This window comes from Veillonella magna (assembly GCF_959600285.1).
In the GTDB taxonomy this organism is placed as follows: domain Bacteria; phylum Bacillota; class Negativicutes; order Veillonellales; family Veillonellaceae; genus Veillonella_A; species Veillonella_A magna.
Genome location: NZ_CAUGKU010000008.1, coordinates 1 through 16,370, shown reverse-complemented (window position 1 = coordinate 16,370; position 16,370 = coordinate 1). Strand labels below are relative to the sequence as shown.

The window sequence follows — 16,370 nt, the reverse complement described above, 5'->3', positions numbered from 1 at the left end:
TAAGATAGTGATAATAGCTAGGCTTTTTGTATACAAGATTAAGTACAGAATAGGAGCTTTCTCGACGAGAAGGCTCCTATTTTTGTTACGCGGGACAATAAAATTAAATTGAAAAATATCGATTGAGTGATATAATAAAAGTACATCGAAGATGTTAGATGAGATGTACAGTTAACTTTGATTGGATATATGACGGCGACGCTATGTCGTCCCTGGTGGTATTCAATACGAATACCCGGCTTTTACAAAGGAGGCTATACCTATGAGCGTAACATTGAAAGAAACCTATGGCTTGTTGATTAATAACGAATGGCGTCCGGCATCCGACGGTGCTACGTATGCAGCATACAGCCCGGCCACCGGTGAATTGCTTGCTCACTGTGCAGAAGCTACGAAGGAAGATGTAGACGCTGCCGTAGATGCAGCAACGGTTGCTTTTGAAACTTGGAAAAAAACGACACCGATTGAACGTGCCGATTATCTTTTGAAAATCGCTGATGCATTGGAAGCTAAAAAAGAACATTTTGCTATGGTAGAAACCTATGACAACGGTAAACCGATTCGCGAAACAATGAACGTTGATGTTCCGTTCGCTATCGATCACTTCCGTTACTTCGCCGGTGTTATTCGCGCCGAAGAAGGTTCCGCTACTATGCTCGATAACAATACATTGTCCTTGATTTTGAACGAACCAATCGGTGTAGTCGGTCAGGTTATTCCGTGGAACTTCCCGTTCCTCATGGCTGCTTGGAAATTGGCACCGGCATTGGCCGCCGGTTGTACGGTAGTTATTAAACCGTCCAGCCATACCTCCTTGAGCCTTCTTGAATTCGGTTCTTTGTTGGCTGACATTTTACCGGCCGGTGTTGTAAATATTATTACCGGTAAAGGTTCTAAATCCGGTCAGTATATCTTGGATCATCCGGGCTTCAGCAAATTGGCCTTCACCGGTTCTACCGAAGTTGGTCTCAGCGTATACCAGGCTGCATCGTCTCGTTTGATTCCGGCAACTCTCGAATTGGGTGGTAAATCCGCTAACATTTTCTTCGAAGATGCTAAATGGGACATGGCTATGGATGGTGCTATGTTGGGTATCCTCTTCAACCAGGGCCAGGTATGCTGCGCCGGTTCCCGTATCTTCGTACAAGATACCATTTACGATAAATTCGTAACGGAATTGGCAAAACATTTTGAAAAAGTAAAGGTTGGCTTGCCGTGGAACGAAGATACGCAGATGGGTGCACAGATTTACGAAGGCCAGGTTAAGAAGATTCTTGAATATGTTGATATTGCCAAGAACGAAGGCGCTCGCGTTTTGGCCGGCGGTGAACGCATTACTGATGGCGAGCTCGGTAACGGTTGCTTCGTACGTCCAACGTTGATCGTCGATGTAACCAATGATATGCGTGTAGCCCAGGAAGAAATCTTTGGGCCGGTTGCCGTTGTTATTAAATTCCACGACGAAGCCGATGTAATTAAGATGGCTAACGATAGCATTTACGGTCTTGGCGGTGGTGTATGGACCCGCGATATCAACCGTGCTATCCGTGTAGCACGTGCTATCGAAACCGGTCGTATGTGGGTAAATACCTATAATGCAATCCCGGCAGGGGCTCCGTTCGGTGGTTACAAGCAATCCGGTATCGGTCGTGAAACGCATAAGATGATGCTCGAACATTACAGCCAGAAGAAAAATATTCTTATCAACTTGGCGGAAAATCCGAGTGGCTTCTATGATGTAAGCGATAAATAATTAAAAACCATCATTCTTCATAAGTAACTTTGATTCACTGAGTTTTCACTACATAACCTAAACATAACCACATAGCTTTACAGATAAACAGAATATATAAAGCAACAGGCCCCCGGCTCTACGGTAGTGTAGAGCCGGGGGCCTGTCGGCATATTAGGGTGCGTGTCAGTCCACGACGATCGGGTTATAGACAAGACACTATCACTATACACAACACTCTTACGTTCATACGACAAAAAAGAAATGAATGCAGGCAATTGAAAAGCAGGAATTCGGGGAGAATTCCTGCTTTTCATGTAAGGGGAGTGTTAGTGTTAATCAAATGAAAGCCTTTAGCCGCCAGCATTGGATGAACAGGGAGGATTCAAACCAATACCGTTCCCTGCAACTAATGGTAATGTAATGCCGATGGGGTATCGTCATTACCTCTCACTTGATGGTTAGAGTATACAAAGGAAAAATGAAAAGAAAATGAAATTTATGAAAGATTTTAAATTTATTTGTCGTTAGTTGATTCTATGAATTCATCAAATTCTAAAATGAATTCTGTTTTAACGTTAGGTGTACTGCGTGCGTAGGCCTTAGCACCGTGTAGTTTAATTACATTTTGTACAAAGTATAAACCCAGTCCCAATCCCTGATTATTGGATTTGGTACGTGATGTTTCCACTTGATATAAGCGATCCCAAATTTTGGTCAAATCACTTTCTTGAATGCCGATACCATTGTCGCTTACAATGATGCGTACTGTTCCATCATGATTTTTTGCACTGATACCAACTTTGTCCGTGGTAAACTTCATAGCATTGTCCAGAAGATTACCGATAGCACGTTTTAAGAATGTTGGATTTCCTACGATTTGTAAGTGCTGTGCGATTTGGGTATCGAAGGTAAGATTCTTATCGGCACATAAGCGGGAATAGCCTTGGCTGATGTCTTCTAAAAATTGTGAAAGATTGAAGGGGCGCATTTCGATATCGCGCATCGTGTCAAGACGAGCCACGTCGAGAAGTTGAGTTACCATCGACGTCATAAAACGACTTTGTTTAAAGATGTGCTCAAAGCTTTCCTTCGCTTCTTCCACGGATGTAATGTAGGTACGACCGTAATCGCTTTCGGCCTGAATAACGGCAATCGGTGTACGCAATTCATGGGATACATCGGAGCTAAACTGCTTTTCGCGCATCGATGATTCTTCCAGGTTCGTCAGCATGCCGTTAAATGTATCCGATAAGGTAGCAATCTCGTCATGACTGTTGACGGTCTGTTCAATACGTTGGGACAAGTCACGGTTGCGACCGATTTCCGCTGCCGTTTGGGTAATCATACGAATCGGTTTCAGGCCGCGCTTAATTAACCAATAACCGCCACAGGTACCGATAACAAGAAAAGCAAGGCCGCCAAACATGAGAGCCATGAGCATAATATTGGTACGACGGTTGATGGTTGTTACCGGTAAAATGCCGCGTACCCAACCGTGAAATTCACCGCTATGACTGGGTGAGTCATAATAGTAGTAGGTAGATTCTTTGGTGGTTAGCTCTGTAATGCGATGAGGTGACAAGATGATACCACTAGGGAATCCATCGGGAATGGCACCTTTTACGGCAATGCCGTTATCGGTGTACATGACCATGAAGATGCCGTCGTGATACGGATGGAAACGTTTGGGATTATCGGCTACGTTGATGACGGTAGCCTGAAGCTCACCGCGCAGCTCCGAATCTTCCCACAGATTGGTGAACTGCATGATAAAGGTGGAAAGCAACAGGAGCATGAGCAACAAGAAGATGGAATACCAACCGGTGATTTTAATAGTCAAAGGCAGGCGGCGCAGATTGTAACCGATGCTTTGCCGGGATATTGTTTTTAGGTGGGTACACAGACGGCGAAAGCTAAAGCCATCGCCGGCGGAATCACTTCTCCACTTTGAAAACATAACCGACTCCTCGTACCGTATGGATTAGCTTGGTGCCATCACCGGTATCAATTTTCTTACGTACATCCTTAATGTATACATCAATCAAATTGGAATAGCTTTCGTAATCATATTCCCAGACATGATCTAAGATTTGTTGCCGGGATAGCACAATGTTTTGGTTGCTTGCCAAATAGTACAATAAATCAAATTCCTTAGCAGTAAGAATAATGGGTTCTCCGTTCAATACAACAGAACGGCTGCGACTATTAATGGTCAGCGGACCGGCTACGAGATCGTCGTGCGCTTGGTTATTGCTACGGCGTGCCAAGGCATAGACGCGAGCAATAAGTTCTTCGAATTCGAAAGGCTTTACTAAGTAATCGTCGCCGCCTAAGTTAAGTCCGTCTACCTTATCCTGCAGAGAATCCTTAGCCGTCAAAAAGAGTACCGGTGTTTTGTTGCCTTCTTCACGCATGTGTTTCAAGACACTGAGACCATCCATCTTTGGCATCATAATATCCATGATGACTACGTCGTAGCCGGATGTACTTAAATAGTCCAGTGCTTCTTCGCCGTTAAAGCAGCAATCGACGGTCATACTTTCCACGCGTAAACGTTTAGCAATAATATTATTTAGCATCTCTTCATCTTCTACAACAAGTATTTTCATTGCAATCCCCCTTAGCATAGAGCAATCTAAGCGATGGCCAATAAAATGTAGACCATCTTCTTTTTTCTATTATATAGTATTCTTTGATACAGTATAAAGAGTCGGTATGAGAAAACTATGAAGTAGTATGACGTCAAATGCAAAAAAGGTTATATGATTGTGTTTTTTGCATACATTGGACGTTTTTTTGACGGAAGAGTGCATAGTGCGAAAAAATCTGTGAAAATTATTTTCAATTTCTTTATAGAAAGTTATGAATATAGTTTGTTTTTCAAGTTGAGAGGCAGTGATAAATAGGCTGAAAAAGTAGGTATAATGCTGTTAGTTTGCTGTTGGATAGGTACGTTCTTTTTGTAAATCCCTATAAAATATCAGGTATTTTAATAAATGATATAAATTATCAGCTAAAGGGCATGATTTTAATTATGCGTATTTGATTTTGGACAAAAATATCAAAAAATCATTATAATTAAGCAGTAAGCTATGGAGACGGATAGATTCCGGAGGGGATTATCGCGTCTTACTCTATAGGTAATAGGTACAGTTGAGGAGGTACATTATGGAACAGTTTGATGTTCTGGTAGTAGGTAGCGGCGGTGCAGGTCAGCGTGCAGCATTAGAAGCAGCTTCCCGTGAAGGTTTGCGCGTAGCTCTTATTACGAAAATTTATCCTACCCGTTCGGCTACAGCAATGGCTCAGGGCGGTATTAACGGTGTGTTGAATAACGTAGCCAAAGAAGATACGATTGAGGACCATATCTTCGATACCGTTAAAGGTAGCGATTACTTGGGTGACCAGGATGCTATCGAATTCTTTATCAGCCGTTGCCCGGAATGCATCAAAGAATTAGACTATTTCGGTGCTCCGTTCTCCCGTACAAATGAAAACAAAATTGCTCAGCGTAACTTCGGTGGTCAGGCATACCCGCGTACTTGCTACAGTGCCGACAAAACCGGTCATGTAATTGAGCATACATTATATGAACAGTGCTTGAAGGAAAATGTACACTTCCTTCAGGATTGGTATATGTTAGACATCGTTAAAGCCGATGACGGTAGTGTAGGCGGTGTAGTTGCTTGGAACATGAAGGAAGGTCGCGTAGAAAAAATCGCTGCTACGGCTGTAGTTATTGCAACCGGTGGTGCAGGTCGTATGTTCTGGACGCGTACGTCCAATCCGTACCTTTCCACAGGTGACGGCATGGCTGCTTGCTTCCGCGCCGGTTGTGCTTTGAAAGACCCGGAAATGGTACAGTTCCATCCGACCGGTCTTGGTAAGAGCGGTATCTTGATGTCCGAAGCCGTACGTGGTGAAGGCGGTTACCTCTTGAACAATAAAGGTGAACGTTTCATGGCTAAATACGCACCGAGCAAAATGGAATTGGCTCCGCGTGACGTGGTAGCAAAAGCTATCGAAACAGAAATCGCCGAAGGTCGTGGCTTTGGCGGTACCGGTCTTGATGCATACGTTGTAGCCGACGTTCGTCATTTGCCGAGAGAATTGATTCTTGAAAAATTACATGGTATTCGTGACTTGGCAATTACCTTCGAACATGCGGATCCGTTGGTACAGCCGATTCCGGTTCGTCCGACTTGCCATTACTCCATGGGCGGTATCGATGTAAAAGATTATAAAACTTGTGCTACCGTAGTACCGGGTCTCTTCGCTGCCGGCGAAGCTTCCTGTGTATCTATCCATGGTGCTAACCGCTTGGGTGGTAACTCCTTGGCTGATGCCGTTGTATTCGGTAAAGTAGCCGGTGAAGGTGCTATTGCTTATGTAGAAAACAACAGCGCTAAAAATGCAGAAAAAGCGTTGAACGATGCAGCTAACGCTTGGGAAGCAAAATTCAAGGAAGTAACAAGCCGTACCGAAGGTCGTCCGATTGCTGAAATCCGTGACGAAATGGCGTTGGCTATGTGGAATAAGGTAGGCATCTTCCGTGAAGCATCCAAGATGGAAGAAGCACTTGCTACCTTGAATAAATTGATTGAAGAATACAAGACTTGCTACGTAGGTGACTCTAACCGTACGTTTAACATGGCCTTCGTAAACTATGTAGAAGTAGGCAGCCTCTTGACGGTAGCCAAAGCCGTAGTTCTCGGCGCTCTCCGTCGTAAGGAAAGTCGCGGCAGTCATTTGCGTGAAGACTTCACGAAACGTGATGATGCTAACTTCTTGAACCATACCCTCATCAGCCTCGGTGAAGATGGTGAATACCAGGTAGGCCAGAGCGATGTTGTAATTACGCGTTTCGAACCAAAAGAAAGGACGTACTAAGATGAGACAGATTACGTATCATATCCACCGCTACAACGAAGGTCGCTCCTATGTACAGACCTATACCTTCGATTATGAACCGGACCGTACTATCCTTTGGGGTCTGCAGAAAATTAAAGACACCATTGATCCGAGCTTGACGTTCATCGCTGCCTGCCGTAGTGCTGTTTGCGGTGCGTGCTCCATTAAAATCAACGGTCAGGCTATGCTCGGCTGCGAAAGTAAAATCGATGAATTGGCTGAACGTTTCGGTAGCGATGAATTCGATATCGCACCGATCGGTAACTTCGATGTTATTCGTGACCTTGCAGTAGATTGGGAAGCTAAGGTTAACCGTCTTAAGACGGTAGCTCCGTGGATTTTCATGAAACCGGAATACACTAAGACGACAGCGACTCGTCAGACTCCGGACGATTTCAAAAAATTCGTACTTAACACTGAATGTATTCTTTGCGGTTGCTGTGCATCCGAATGTAATAAATTGAGTGCCGGTCGCGAAGACTTCCTCGATCCGTATGTATATACCAAAGCTAACCGTTTTGTAAAAGATTCCCGTGATGATGCTCCGATGGCACATGTTAATCCGGCTTTTGAAAACGGTCTCTGGAAATGCGTTCACTGCATGAACTGTATCTCCCGTTGCCCGAAACACTTAAAACCGGCTAAGGATATTTCCGAACTTCGTGCAGTAGCTACACGCGCAGGCCTCAGCAACAAGGGTACGCGCCATGCCGTAGCCTTCAAGCAAGACCTCATGAAGACCGGTCGCTTGAACGAAGTAACGATGAGTCTCAAAACAGATGGTCTTGTAGATTCTGCAAAACAGGGTCTCTATGCTATGCGTCTGTGGGCTCATGGTAAGATTAATCCGCTAGAATTGATTGTGCCTCATAAACCGGTAACCGGTATCCAAGGCGTGCGCACCATTATTAAAGCAGCAGAGGAGGCAGAAAAATAATGAAATACGCATTTTTCCCGGGTTGCGTTCTTGAAGGCGCAGCGAAAGAAGACTACGTTGCTACGAAAGCCGTGGCTAAAAAATTGGGTATTCAGATAGAAGAACTCGATGGCTGGACCTGCTGTGGTGCATCCCATGTACAGGATATCGATCCGTTGGCAGTGTTGGCTACCAATGCGCGCAATATTGCATTGGCTGAAGAACAGGGGCTTGATTTGATGACCGTGTGCAACACATGTACGCTTATGCTTCGCGAAGCTAAAAATGAATTGGATCGCGATGATGTGCAAAAAGCACGGGTAAATAATATTTTGGCTCAAGCCGGTAAAAAATATAAAGGTACCAGCGATGTAACGCATTTCTTATGGGTGTTGATTCGTGACTATGGTTTGAACAACTTGAAGGCAAAAGTAGTGAAACCGCTTAGCGGTCTCCGCGTAGCTGAATACTATGGTTGCCATCTGCTTCGTCCGCAGGAAGAAACTGGTTTCGAAGACTTCCAGATTCCGACCAGCTTAGCTGACGTAATCAAAGCAATCGGGGCTACTCCGATTGACTTCTCTCGTAAACTTGACTGCTGTGGTTTCCACGCTGTATATCCGGCGCATGATTCCGTTATGCGCATGACTGGTTCCATCAATGCCGACGCGGCCAAAGAAGGCGCTGATTGCGTAGTAACGCCGTGCCCGTTGTGCCAGATGCAGCTTGATATGTTCCAGAAGGAAGCAAAACAGTATGTACCGAGCGACAAAGATATGCCGATTATCCACATGAGCCAGCTCATTGGTTTGGCATTGGGCATCAGCCCGGCTGAATTGGGAATGACCAAACGTCATATGACCAGTACTGCCGCTTTAAACCGTTTCGTCGGTGCATAAATATATACGCATAAATATATAATATAAAGCCCGTTAGGGAGCTACTAAGAATCCTACGTTAATGCAGGAAGTCCCAGGTAGCTCTTAACGGGCTTTTTGTTGCATGTAAGGATGAGAAGGAATAAACGTATAATTTGGTAGAAAAGAAGTGAAGATGCACACTAGAAAAGATAGCATGGGGTCACAACGTAGGTGATGATGTGCATATGATGGTGTAGTGTTAGACAATATGTATTTTGAGAATAACCATATGCATAATTGCCATGGATTTAAGGATGATTTATAATTGACACCTCGTCTGAAACAAGGTATCATGCAATCAAATAAAATATACCAAGCTTGGTAATCGGCAATGGAGCCCTCGTAGACGTACGAGGGCTTTTTCTGTTGTCGGATGTAGGTATAGTTTGTCAAAGGAGAGAGGCATATGGAACGATTGGTAATCGATACGGGTGATACGGCGTTTATGCTGATATCAATGGTGTTTGTAATGATTATGACGCCGGCGTTGGCGTTATTTTACGGCGGCATGGTACGAGCTAAAAATGTACTGAATACGATTATGCAGTGCTTGGCGGCAATTGGAATTATCAGTGTACAGTGGGTATTATTTGGTTATAGTTTATCCTTTGGCCCTGATGTAAATCATATCATCGGCAATTTTGATTGGAGTCTGTTTACCGGTGTAGGTATGCTGCCGGAAGAAGCGTATTCGGCAACAATTCCGCATATGCTCTTTGCCTTGTTCCAGATGATGTTCGCCATCATCACGGCAGCCATTATTACCGGTGCTTTTGTGGAACGCATGCGATTCGGTGCCTTTTTAATTTTTATTGCCTTGTGGACTACGCTGGTATATGATCCGGTAGCTCATTGGGTATGGGGTGTTGATGGTTGGCTTCGCAATGAAGGTGTACTCGACTTTGCCGGCGGCACGGTTATTCATATTTTATCCGGTATTTCCGGCTTAGTAGCAGCCATGCTTATTGGTAAGCGCGCCGGTTACGGACGCACGGCGATGATTCCTCATAACATTCCCATGGTAGTAATCGGTATGGCTTTCTTGTGGTTAGGTTGGTTTGGCTTTAATGGCGGCAGTGCGTTTGCTGCTAATGGGTTGGCAGCGCATGCAATGGTGACTACGCAGGTAGCGGCGGCTACGGGCATGCTCGGGTGGATGCTTTCGGAAAGTATGTTGGCCGGTAAGGCAACTACATTAGGTGCAGCCTCCGGGGCTATTGCCGGTTTGGTTGCCATAACGCCCGGTGCCGGTTTTGTACCGGTATGGACAGCATTGCCTATTGGCTTCATCGGTGGCATCATTTGCTATACCAGTGTGGCACATATTAAAACTAAGCTGGGCTACGATGACTCGCTGGATGCTTTCGGCATTCACGGTGTAGGCGGCCTATGGGGTGCTATTGCTACAGGGCTATTTGCCAGTACGGCAGTTAATGAAGCCGGTGCAGACGGGTTGTTCTTCGGTAATCCCATGCAGCTATGGATTCAGGTAGAAGGTATTGTATATTGCGCACTTTACGGTATCGCGGTTACGGCAATTATTGTCTTGGCTATGAAAGCATGCATGCGCGTGCGTGCCGATGAAGGCGAACAGATTGTGGGCATGGATGCTTTGGAACATGGCGAACGGGGGTATGCGTATATGGATTCCTTGGGCGCGCTTAGTTTTTCAAAACCGATTGATGCACCGCAGTATACTACGGCATCGGCTAAGGATGCCAAGCGATTGGCTATGACAGAGTAGCCGTGATGGAGAGAAGGGAAGTCATGATGGAGGATAGAAGCATGAGTACAGGCATTTACCGAGTGGAAATTATTACGCGACCGGAGCGACTGGAAGCGTTGAAGGAAGCGCTTCGTGCTATACGAGTGACAGGCATGACCGTATCACAGGTGTATGGATGTGGATTATCTACGGGATTAAAAGAAACATATCGAGGTCAACAGGTAGAGGTAAGTTTGCTACCTAAGATTAAGGTTGAAATTATCGTTTACGAAGTAGCAGTAGATGATGTTATTGATGCGGCAATCGGTGCTTGTCGTACGGGACAAATCGGTGATGGGAAAATTTTTGTTACCGAGGTGGCCGATGCGGTGCGCATCCGCACAGGTGAACGAGGAGCAGCGGCCATTATGGATCGACCGTCGGAACGTGAATTGGTCGAGCAACGTATAGCAGGACATAACTTATAGTAAAAATAGAAATCCCCGGCAAATGATATCGGCATTTGTCGGGGATTCTTACAAGTATTCTGCAGGTTAATACGTATGATATTCTATAAAGTTAGTATATATGCTAAAAACAGATATTTATATTGCTATTGAATTATGATTGTGGTAAGATGGCCTTGTACTAATTATTAAATTAATTTTTCTAATTAATTGTAAGGAGTGTAGGGTATGGATTCATTAACAATTATCTGGGTTATTGTTATCGGCTATTTGGTGCTCAACCTGGCCGTTGGCGTATATAGCCATATTCGGGTAAAAAACAGCGCGGACTATTTGTTGGCCGGCCGACGTATTGGTGTGTTGATGACGGCAGGCACATTGGCGGCTACGGAAATCGGTGGCGGCAGTACGGTTGGTGTAGCGGCGAAGGCTTACGGCTCATGGGGGTTGTCAGCAGGGTGGTATGTGGTAGCATCCGGTATCGGGGTTATTTTAGTTTCCTTTGTAGCACCTTTATTGCGCAGGGCCATGGCAACAACGGTACCGGAAATTATTGGTCGCCGATTCGGAACGTCCAGTTATCTTATTACCTCCGTGCTCTCTATGGTATCGACTATTGCGTTGGCGGCTGTACAAATTACGGCGACAGCTACTATCATCAGTGTACTGACCGGTATGTCTACGGAAGCATCTATTTTACTATGCGGAGGAATCTTGGTATTGTACACGATGTTCGGCGGTATGTGGAGTGTAACACTGACAGATGTCATCCATTTCTTTGTATTGGTAGGTGGCTTTTCATTGGCTGTGCCCTTTGTATTGGAAGAAGCCGGTGGCTGGCATGCCGTGGTAGCTGCGTTACCGCCGGAGCAATTGGGCTTTACCAAAGTAGGCTGGAAAACAATTGTTGGTCTAATTATTATGTACTTTATGACATTTTCTACCGGGCAGGAATCGGTGCAACGTTACTTTGCAGCAAAGGATGAAAAAACAGCTGTATGGGGATCGATTATTTGTGGTATCGTTATGGCTCTCTTTGCTTTTGTTCCGGCTGTATTGGGTTTGGTGGCTTTGGCGGTATTCCCAAATATTGAAGCCAATAATGCCGTAGCTACGGTAGCGCTGAATTTAATGCCGCCGGTGATGGCCGGACTTGTTATGGCTGCGGTGGCTTCGGCGACGATGTCATCCGGTGCCGGTGATTTACTCGGTGCAGCGACGGTGTTTACCAAAGATATTTTAGAACGTCATTTTGTGCCGAATATTACGGATGATCAGTTGACGCGATACAGTCGGTGGTGCGTATTTTTCCTCGGCTTGGTAGCTATCGGCATCTCCTTTGCCAGCAAGGCAATCATTCCTCTCTTAGTATTTGCCTTTACGATGCGTTCGGCCGGACCGTTCGCAGCTTTCCTCTTGGGACTTACTTGGAAAGGTGCGACTAAGGGGGCCGGTATTACATCTATTGTTCTGGGATCCTTGGCAGGCTTTGGTTGGGAAATTGCCGGTCAGCCTTTTGGCATTATGTCCATCATTTTTGGATCGGTAGTTAGCGTTATCGTATTTGTTGTTACCGTCTGGATTGAAAAGGCGATGGGAAGAGAACCGGCACCGCCGGCAATTCCGGAATAGAATTAAAAGGCTATCGTATATAAAGTGTATTGGAAATAATTACAGGAAGTTATATACATTATTGTGGTTCTTTCTAATTATTTACAGTTAAATTTTAAATAGTATATTGACAACCGGACAAAATGCGTGTACTATAATAACCAACTTAAGCGGACAACAATCCGCGAAGTGTGAACAAATTACATATATGTCTCACAAACCTATGAGGTGGAGATAAAAATAGGAAGTGCGCTTACAGAGAGTGAGGATGGCTGAGATCTCACAGAATGCAGCTTATTAAATGGACCACCGAGGGCGTTGTCAAAGGCATTGTTACATTACCGAACGGTAATGGCAGTGACCGAGTATTCAACGACGCGACATTGGCGTTAACAATGAGGGGTATGTTAGTACCCTGCGAAAGAGGGATGTACATCCAATCAAGGTGGTACCGCGAGTATACGGATTGTATGACAAGAGCCGTAAGGCTTTTGTAACGATAGTAAGTTTACCCGTCCTTGGCAAAGCAGATTGTGCTTTGCTGAGGGCGGTTTTTTATTTATATAATTGATTGATAAAAAAGAGAGTTAATTACCCGATATGTACAGGAAAGGAAGAGTAGTGATGGCTGAGATAACATTAGAAACGGTAAAAGCCTATGCCGATACGTATAAGGCAGTGCCGATTACCGTTGAATTATTTGCCGATGTATGTACCCCTATAGAGTTACTTCGAATGCTACGGCAAGCGGGAACACCGGCGTTTCTGTTGGAAAGTGTGGACCAACAGGAACACTGGGGACGCTACTCTTTCCTAGGCTATAAGCCACAGCTGACAGTTCGGGCCAAGAATGGAACAGTGGAATTGGTAACGGATGATACCTGCCAGGTGGTTACAGATACACCGAGGCAAGCTATACGCCGCGTGTTAGCACAATATAAGGCACCGCGTTTGCAAGGGCTACCTCCCTTTATCGGTGGTTTTGTTGGCTATGCAGCTTATGAGTATATCGGTTATGTAGAGCCGCATATTCATTTCAATTACGACAAGGGTGACAGTCCGTCGGCGTATGATGTGGACTTGATGTTCTTTGATAAGGTGATTGCCTTCGATCACTATCGACAGAAGATTGTGTTGGTGGCATTGGTGGCAACGGATACTTTGGCTGTTAACTATAAGGTGGCTCGCGCTGAGTTGGCTGCGTTAGCCGAACAAATAGAAGGACATCACATTCATCCGGTAGCGGCTCCGGTAGGGGGACGACGTAAATATTTGGATGATGGCGGTCAGTTGCAAGGTGATTTCACGGCGGAGTTTACACGGGAAGGTTACATGGCCGGCGTGGAACGGTTGAAGCATCACATAGTGGAAGGTGATATTTTCCAAGCTGTGTTATCCAATGCACAGTCCGCTCCCTTTGAAGGTAGCTTGCTTAATACATACCGCGTGTTGCGAACGACAAATCCGTCGCCGTATATGTTTTACATGGGAGGCGAAAATTTAGAGCTTGCCGGTGCGTCTCCGGAAACGTTGGTACGGGTGCAAGACGGACGTGTTACTACGTATCCGATTGCAGGCACGCGCAAGCGAGGTCGTAATGCAGTAGACGATGAACGGATTGCGGCGGGATTACTAAAGGATGAAAAGGAATTGGCGGAACATACGATGCTCGTTGATCTTGGTCGCAACGATGTAGGACGGGTGAGTCGATTCGGCTCGGTAGAAGTAACCCGCTTTAAGGGAATTGAAAAATTTTCCCACGTCATTCATGTGTGCTCTACCGTGGAAGGTGACTTGCGTGATGATTGCGATGCGCTGGATGCACTGGAAGCAATGTTGCCGGCAGGCACTTTATCGGGTGCGCCCAAGGTTCGTGCTATTGAATTACTAGCCGATATGGAAGGTACACGGCGCGGTGCTTATGGCGGGGCTATTGGATACTTGGATGTTACCGGTAACATGGATATGTGTATCGGTATTCGCATGGCTGTTCTTATGGACGGTATCGTTACGGTACGAGCCGGTGCGGGTATTGTGGCGGATAGTATGCCGGCTATGGAATACGAGGAGACTATTAATAAAGCAAAGGCAGTTATGGAAGCGATTCGCATTGCTGATACCTTAGGAAATAAGAATGAAATCCATTCAGCCCAAGGTATGAGTCATACAATTGCGAAAACGATGACAAAGGACGGTGAAGATGCATGATACTGTTAATTGATCATTACGATAGTTTTGCTTTCAATGTGTACCAAGCCTTGGGCAGTATTAATCCGGATATCAAAGTGGTGCGCAGTGATGCAATTACTCCCGATGAAATCGAAGCCTTGGCACCAACGCATATTGTGTTATCACCGGGGCCGGGAAAACCATCGGAAGCGGTTATTTATGGACAGACCATAGAACGCTTTAAAGGACGGATTCCTATTTTGGGCATTTGCTTGGGACATCAAGCCATCGGTGAAGCCTTTGGTGCTACCGTTACCTATGCGCCGCAAATTATGCACGGCAAGGCAAGTACGATAACTGTTGATGTAGATAGCTGCTTGTTTAAAAATATTCCCAAGACATGTGAGGTGGCACGATATCATTCCTTGGTTATCGATCCCCGTACACTGCCTGACGATTTAAAGGTTACAGCTCGTACGGAGGATGGTATTGTTATGGCAGTTGAGCACCGAACGTATCCGGTGTACGGCGTACAGTTTCATCCGGAATCCATTTTGACGCCGCAAGGTATGACAATGCTTAACAATTTTTTAGCATAGCAACGACCGACTCCATAGCGAATCGGTATAAGAGATATAAAGGAAAAAGAGGACAGCATAGAGAAAATTAGAAAGAGAGTGAAAACCATGATTCAGCAAGCAATAGATACTATCATAAACGGGGAGAATTTAACATACGAATTGGCGCGCAACGCGATGGGGAGCATTATGAAGGGGGAAGCTAACGAATCGCAGATTGCTGCCTTGTTGGCTACACTTCGCTTAAAAGGAGAAACGGTTGAGGAAATCAGCGGGTTTGCGCAAGCCATGCGCGATGCATGCCTGACGGTACAGCATGACGGAGATGTGTTCGAAATTGTCGGTACCGGCGGTGACGGTGCCAATACGTTTAATATTTCTACCACGTCGGGATTTGTTATTGCTGCCGGCGGTGTAAAAGTAGCCAAGCATGGTAACCGCGGTGTATCCAGTAAATGCGGAGCTGCCGATTGTTTGGAAGCACTAGGGGCACAGCTGCAATTGAATGCAGTGCAAAATGCCAAACTTCTTAACGAGTCTGGAATGTGCTTTATGTTTGCACCGGTATATCATCAGTCGATGAAATATGCAGCGCCGGTACGTAAGGCGTTAGGAATTCGCACAGTGTTCAATGTATTAGGTCCTCTTAGCAATCCGGCCGGTGCTACCGTTCAGCTCATGGGCGTATATGATAAAGACTTGGTAGAGCCGTTGGCGAAAGTGCTGGTTAAGCTAGGTGTTAAACGCGGTGCTGTTGTCCATGGCTTTGATGGCCTTGATGAAATTACGGCATGTGATAAAACCTATGTGTGCGAAATCGATAACGGAACGGTAACAAGTTATGTGCTCGATCCGGTTGATTACGGTATGACTTATGCGGCCCATGGTGATTTACGCGGCGGCGAAGCCAAAGAGAATGCGGCAATTACCAGAGCAGTACTCGGCGGCGAACAAGGTCCGCGAAGAAATGCGGTACTATTGAATGCGGGCATGGCCTTTCATTTGACAGATCCGTCGCTTACCATAGCGGACGGGATTGCGCGAGCGGCAGAACTTATTGACAGTGGAGCAGCTTTGCGTTGTATGGAACAGTTTGTCAAATTATCCAATGAGGTGACGCAGTATGATTCTTGATACGATTGTAGCAGCAACGAGAGAACGTGTGGCGGTATTAAAAAAGGTAAAACCTATCGAGGCAGTACGACAGGCAGCCTTGGTGCGGGCGGAAGAAGAACGAACAGCATCCGGCGGTACCTTTACCTTTCCGTTTGAACGGGCATTGATGGAAGGCAGTATGAATTTTATGAGGCTTCGGGCATGATTGTGGGTAAGTAGCCTCTGCCTCGCCCACTGTTTTT

Annotated in this window: 13 protein-coding genes; 11 read left to right on the top strand and 2 right to left on the bottom strand. The window is 45.6% G+C overall.

Translation table 11 applies throughout. The features are described from left to right. Positions 1-262: 262 nt before the first annotated feature. Positions 263-1,753 (top strand): aldehyde dehydrogenase family protein, encoded by a 1,491-nt coding sequence (locus Q5873_RS05690; protein WP_288190088.1) that lies wholly within the window; start codon positions 263-265, stop codon positions 1,751-1,753. A gap of 496 nt (positions 1,754-2,249) precedes the next feature. Here Q5873_RS05690 and Q5873_RS05685 read toward each other — a convergent pair whose 3' ends face one another. Together Q5873_RS05685 and Q5873_RS05680 are read right to left on the bottom strand one after the other, a co-directional pair. Next, the gene (locus tag Q5873_RS05685; protein ID WP_051245736.1) at positions 2,250-3,692 is read right to left on the bottom strand and encodes a HAMP domain-containing sensor histidine kinase; all 1,443 of its coding nucleotides are present in this window, start codon (positions 3,690-3,692) and stop codon (positions 2,250-2,252) included. After that, positions 3,670-4,344 (bottom strand): response regulator transcription factor, encoded by a 675-nt coding sequence (locus tag Q5873_RS05680; protein ID WP_028255073.1) that lies wholly within the window; start codon positions 4,342-4,344, stop codon positions 3,670-3,672. Before Q5873_RS05680 ends, Q5873_RS05685 begins: the two co-directional genes overlap by 23 nt. Before the next feature lie 559 nt (positions 4,345-4,903). On the opposite strand from Q5873_RS05680, the gene Q5873_RS05675 reads away from it, so the two are divergent. The 10 genes from Q5873_RS05675 (at position 4,904) to Q5873_RS05630 (ending at position 16,333) form a co-directional block, all read left to right on the top strand. Further along, positions 4,904-6,625 (top strand): FAD-binding protein, encoded by a 1,722-nt coding sequence (locus tag Q5873_RS05675; RefSeq protein ID WP_288301487.1) that lies wholly within the window; start codon positions 4,904-4,906, stop codon positions 6,623-6,625. Position 6,626: 1 nt separating this feature from the next. After that, on the top strand, positions 6,627-7,583 hold the full coding sequence (locus Q5873_RS05670) for a succinate dehydrogenase/fumarate reductase iron-sulfur subunit (protein ID WP_303059767.1): 957 nt from the start codon (positions 6,627-6,629) through the stop codon (positions 7,581-7,583). Next, positions 7,583-8,461 (top strand): CoB--CoM heterodisulfide reductase iron-sulfur subunit B family protein, encoded by an 879-nt coding sequence (locus tag Q5873_RS05665; RefSeq protein ID WP_288301491.1) that lies wholly within the window; start codon positions 7,583-7,585, stop codon positions 8,459-8,461. The genes Q5873_RS05670 and Q5873_RS05665 overlap by 1 nt, the downstream gene beginning before the upstream one ends. Positions 8,462-8,888: 427 nt before the next feature. Next, complete coding sequence (locus Q5873_RS05660) at positions 8,889-10,226, top strand: ammonium transporter (RefSeq protein WP_303059765.1); 1,338 nt, start codon at positions 8,889-8,891, stop codon at positions 10,224-10,226. A gap of 41 nt (positions 10,227-10,267) precedes the next feature. Beyond that, on the top strand, positions 10,268-10,675 hold the full coding sequence (locus Q5873_RS05655; RefSeq protein ID WP_156886160.1) for a P-II family nitrogen regulator: 408 nt from the start codon (positions 10,268-10,270) through the stop codon (positions 10,673-10,675). Positions 10,676-10,882: 207 nt separating this feature from the next. Further along, positions 10,883-12,286 (top strand): sodium:solute symporter family protein, encoded by a 1,404-nt coding sequence (locus Q5873_RS05650; protein WP_302226736.1) that lies wholly within the window; start codon positions 10,883-10,885, stop codon positions 12,284-12,286. A 603-nt stretch (positions 12,287-12,889) separates the two neighbouring features. Further along, a complete protein-coding gene (locus tag Q5873_RS05645; RefSeq protein ID WP_303059762.1) occupies positions 12,890-14,473 on the top strand; it encodes an anthranilate synthase component I family protein in 1,584 nt (527 codons plus the stop codon). Then, a complete protein-coding gene (locus Q5873_RS05640; protein WP_303059761.1) occupies positions 14,470-15,033 on the top strand; it encodes an anthranilate synthase component II in 564 nt (187 codons plus the stop codon). The genes Q5873_RS05645 and Q5873_RS05640 overlap by 4 nt, the downstream gene beginning before the upstream one ends. A gap of 87 nt (positions 15,034-15,120) precedes the next feature. Further along, positions 15,121-16,146 carry an anthranilate phosphoribosyltransferase gene (gene trpD / locus Q5873_RS05635; protein WP_303059760.1) on the top strand — a complete coding sequence of 342 codons (1,026 nt, stop codon included), beginning with the start codon at positions 15,121-15,123 and terminating at the stop codon, positions 16,144-16,146. Next, positions 16,136-16,333, top strand: a complete 198-nt coding sequence (locus Q5873_RS05630; protein ID WP_303059758.1) for a hypothetical protein — start codon at positions 16,136-16,138, stop codon at positions 16,331-16,333. Before trpD ends, Q5873_RS05630 begins: the two co-directional genes overlap by 11 nt. Positions 16,334-16,370 lie beyond the last annotated feature (37 nt).

What these genes read in the sequence shown, in the direction of transcription:
- Q5873_RS05690 (WP_288190088.1), top strand. Translation starts at nt 263, where the DNA reads ATGAGCGTAACATTGAAAGAAACCTATGGCTTGTTGATTAATAACGAA.
- Q5873_RS05685 (WP_051245736.1), bottom strand. Translation starts at nt 3,692, where the DNA reads ATGTTTTCAAAGTGGAGAAGTGATTCCGCCGGCGATGGCTTTAGCTTT.
- Q5873_RS05680 (WP_028255073.1), bottom strand. Translation starts at nt 4,344, where the DNA reads ATGAAAATACTTGTTGTAGAAGATGAAGAGATGCTAAATAATATTATT.
- Q5873_RS05675 (WP_288301487.1), top strand. Translation starts at nt 4,904, where the DNA reads ATGGAACAGTTTGATGTTCTGGTAGTAGGTAGCGGCGGTGCAGGTCAG.
- Q5873_RS05670 (WP_303059767.1), top strand. Translation starts at nt 6,627, where the DNA reads ATGAGACAGATTACGTATCATATCCACCGCTACAACGAAGGTCGCTCC.
- Q5873_RS05665 (WP_288301491.1), top strand. Translation starts at nt 7,583, where the DNA reads ATGAAATACGCATTTTTCCCGGGTTGCGTTCTTGAAGGCGCAGCGAAA.
- Q5873_RS05660 (WP_303059765.1), top strand. Translation starts at nt 8,889, where the DNA reads ATGGAACGATTGGTAATCGATACGGGTGATACGGCGTTTATGCTGATA.
- Q5873_RS05655 (WP_156886160.1), top strand. Translation starts at nt 10,268, where the DNA reads ATGAGTACAGGCATTTACCGAGTGGAAATTATTACGCGACCGGAGCGA.
- Q5873_RS05650 (WP_302226736.1), top strand. Translation starts at nt 10,883, where the DNA reads ATGGATTCATTAACAATTATCTGGGTTATTGTTATCGGCTATTTGGTG.
- Q5873_RS05645 (WP_303059762.1), top strand. Translation starts at nt 12,890, where the DNA reads ATGGCTGAGATAACATTAGAAACGGTAAAAGCCTATGCCGATACGTAT.
- Q5873_RS05640 (WP_303059761.1), top strand. Translation starts at nt 14,470, where the DNA reads ATGATACTGTTAATTGATCATTACGATAGTTTTGCTTTCAATGTGTAC.
- trpD (WP_303059760.1), top strand. Translation starts at nt 15,121, where the DNA reads ATGATTCAGCAAGCAATAGATACTATCATAAACGGGGAGAATTTAACA.
- Q5873_RS05630 (WP_303059758.1), top strand. Translation starts at nt 16,136, where the DNA reads ATGATTCTTGATACGATTGTAGCAGCAACGAGAGAACGTGTGGCGGTA.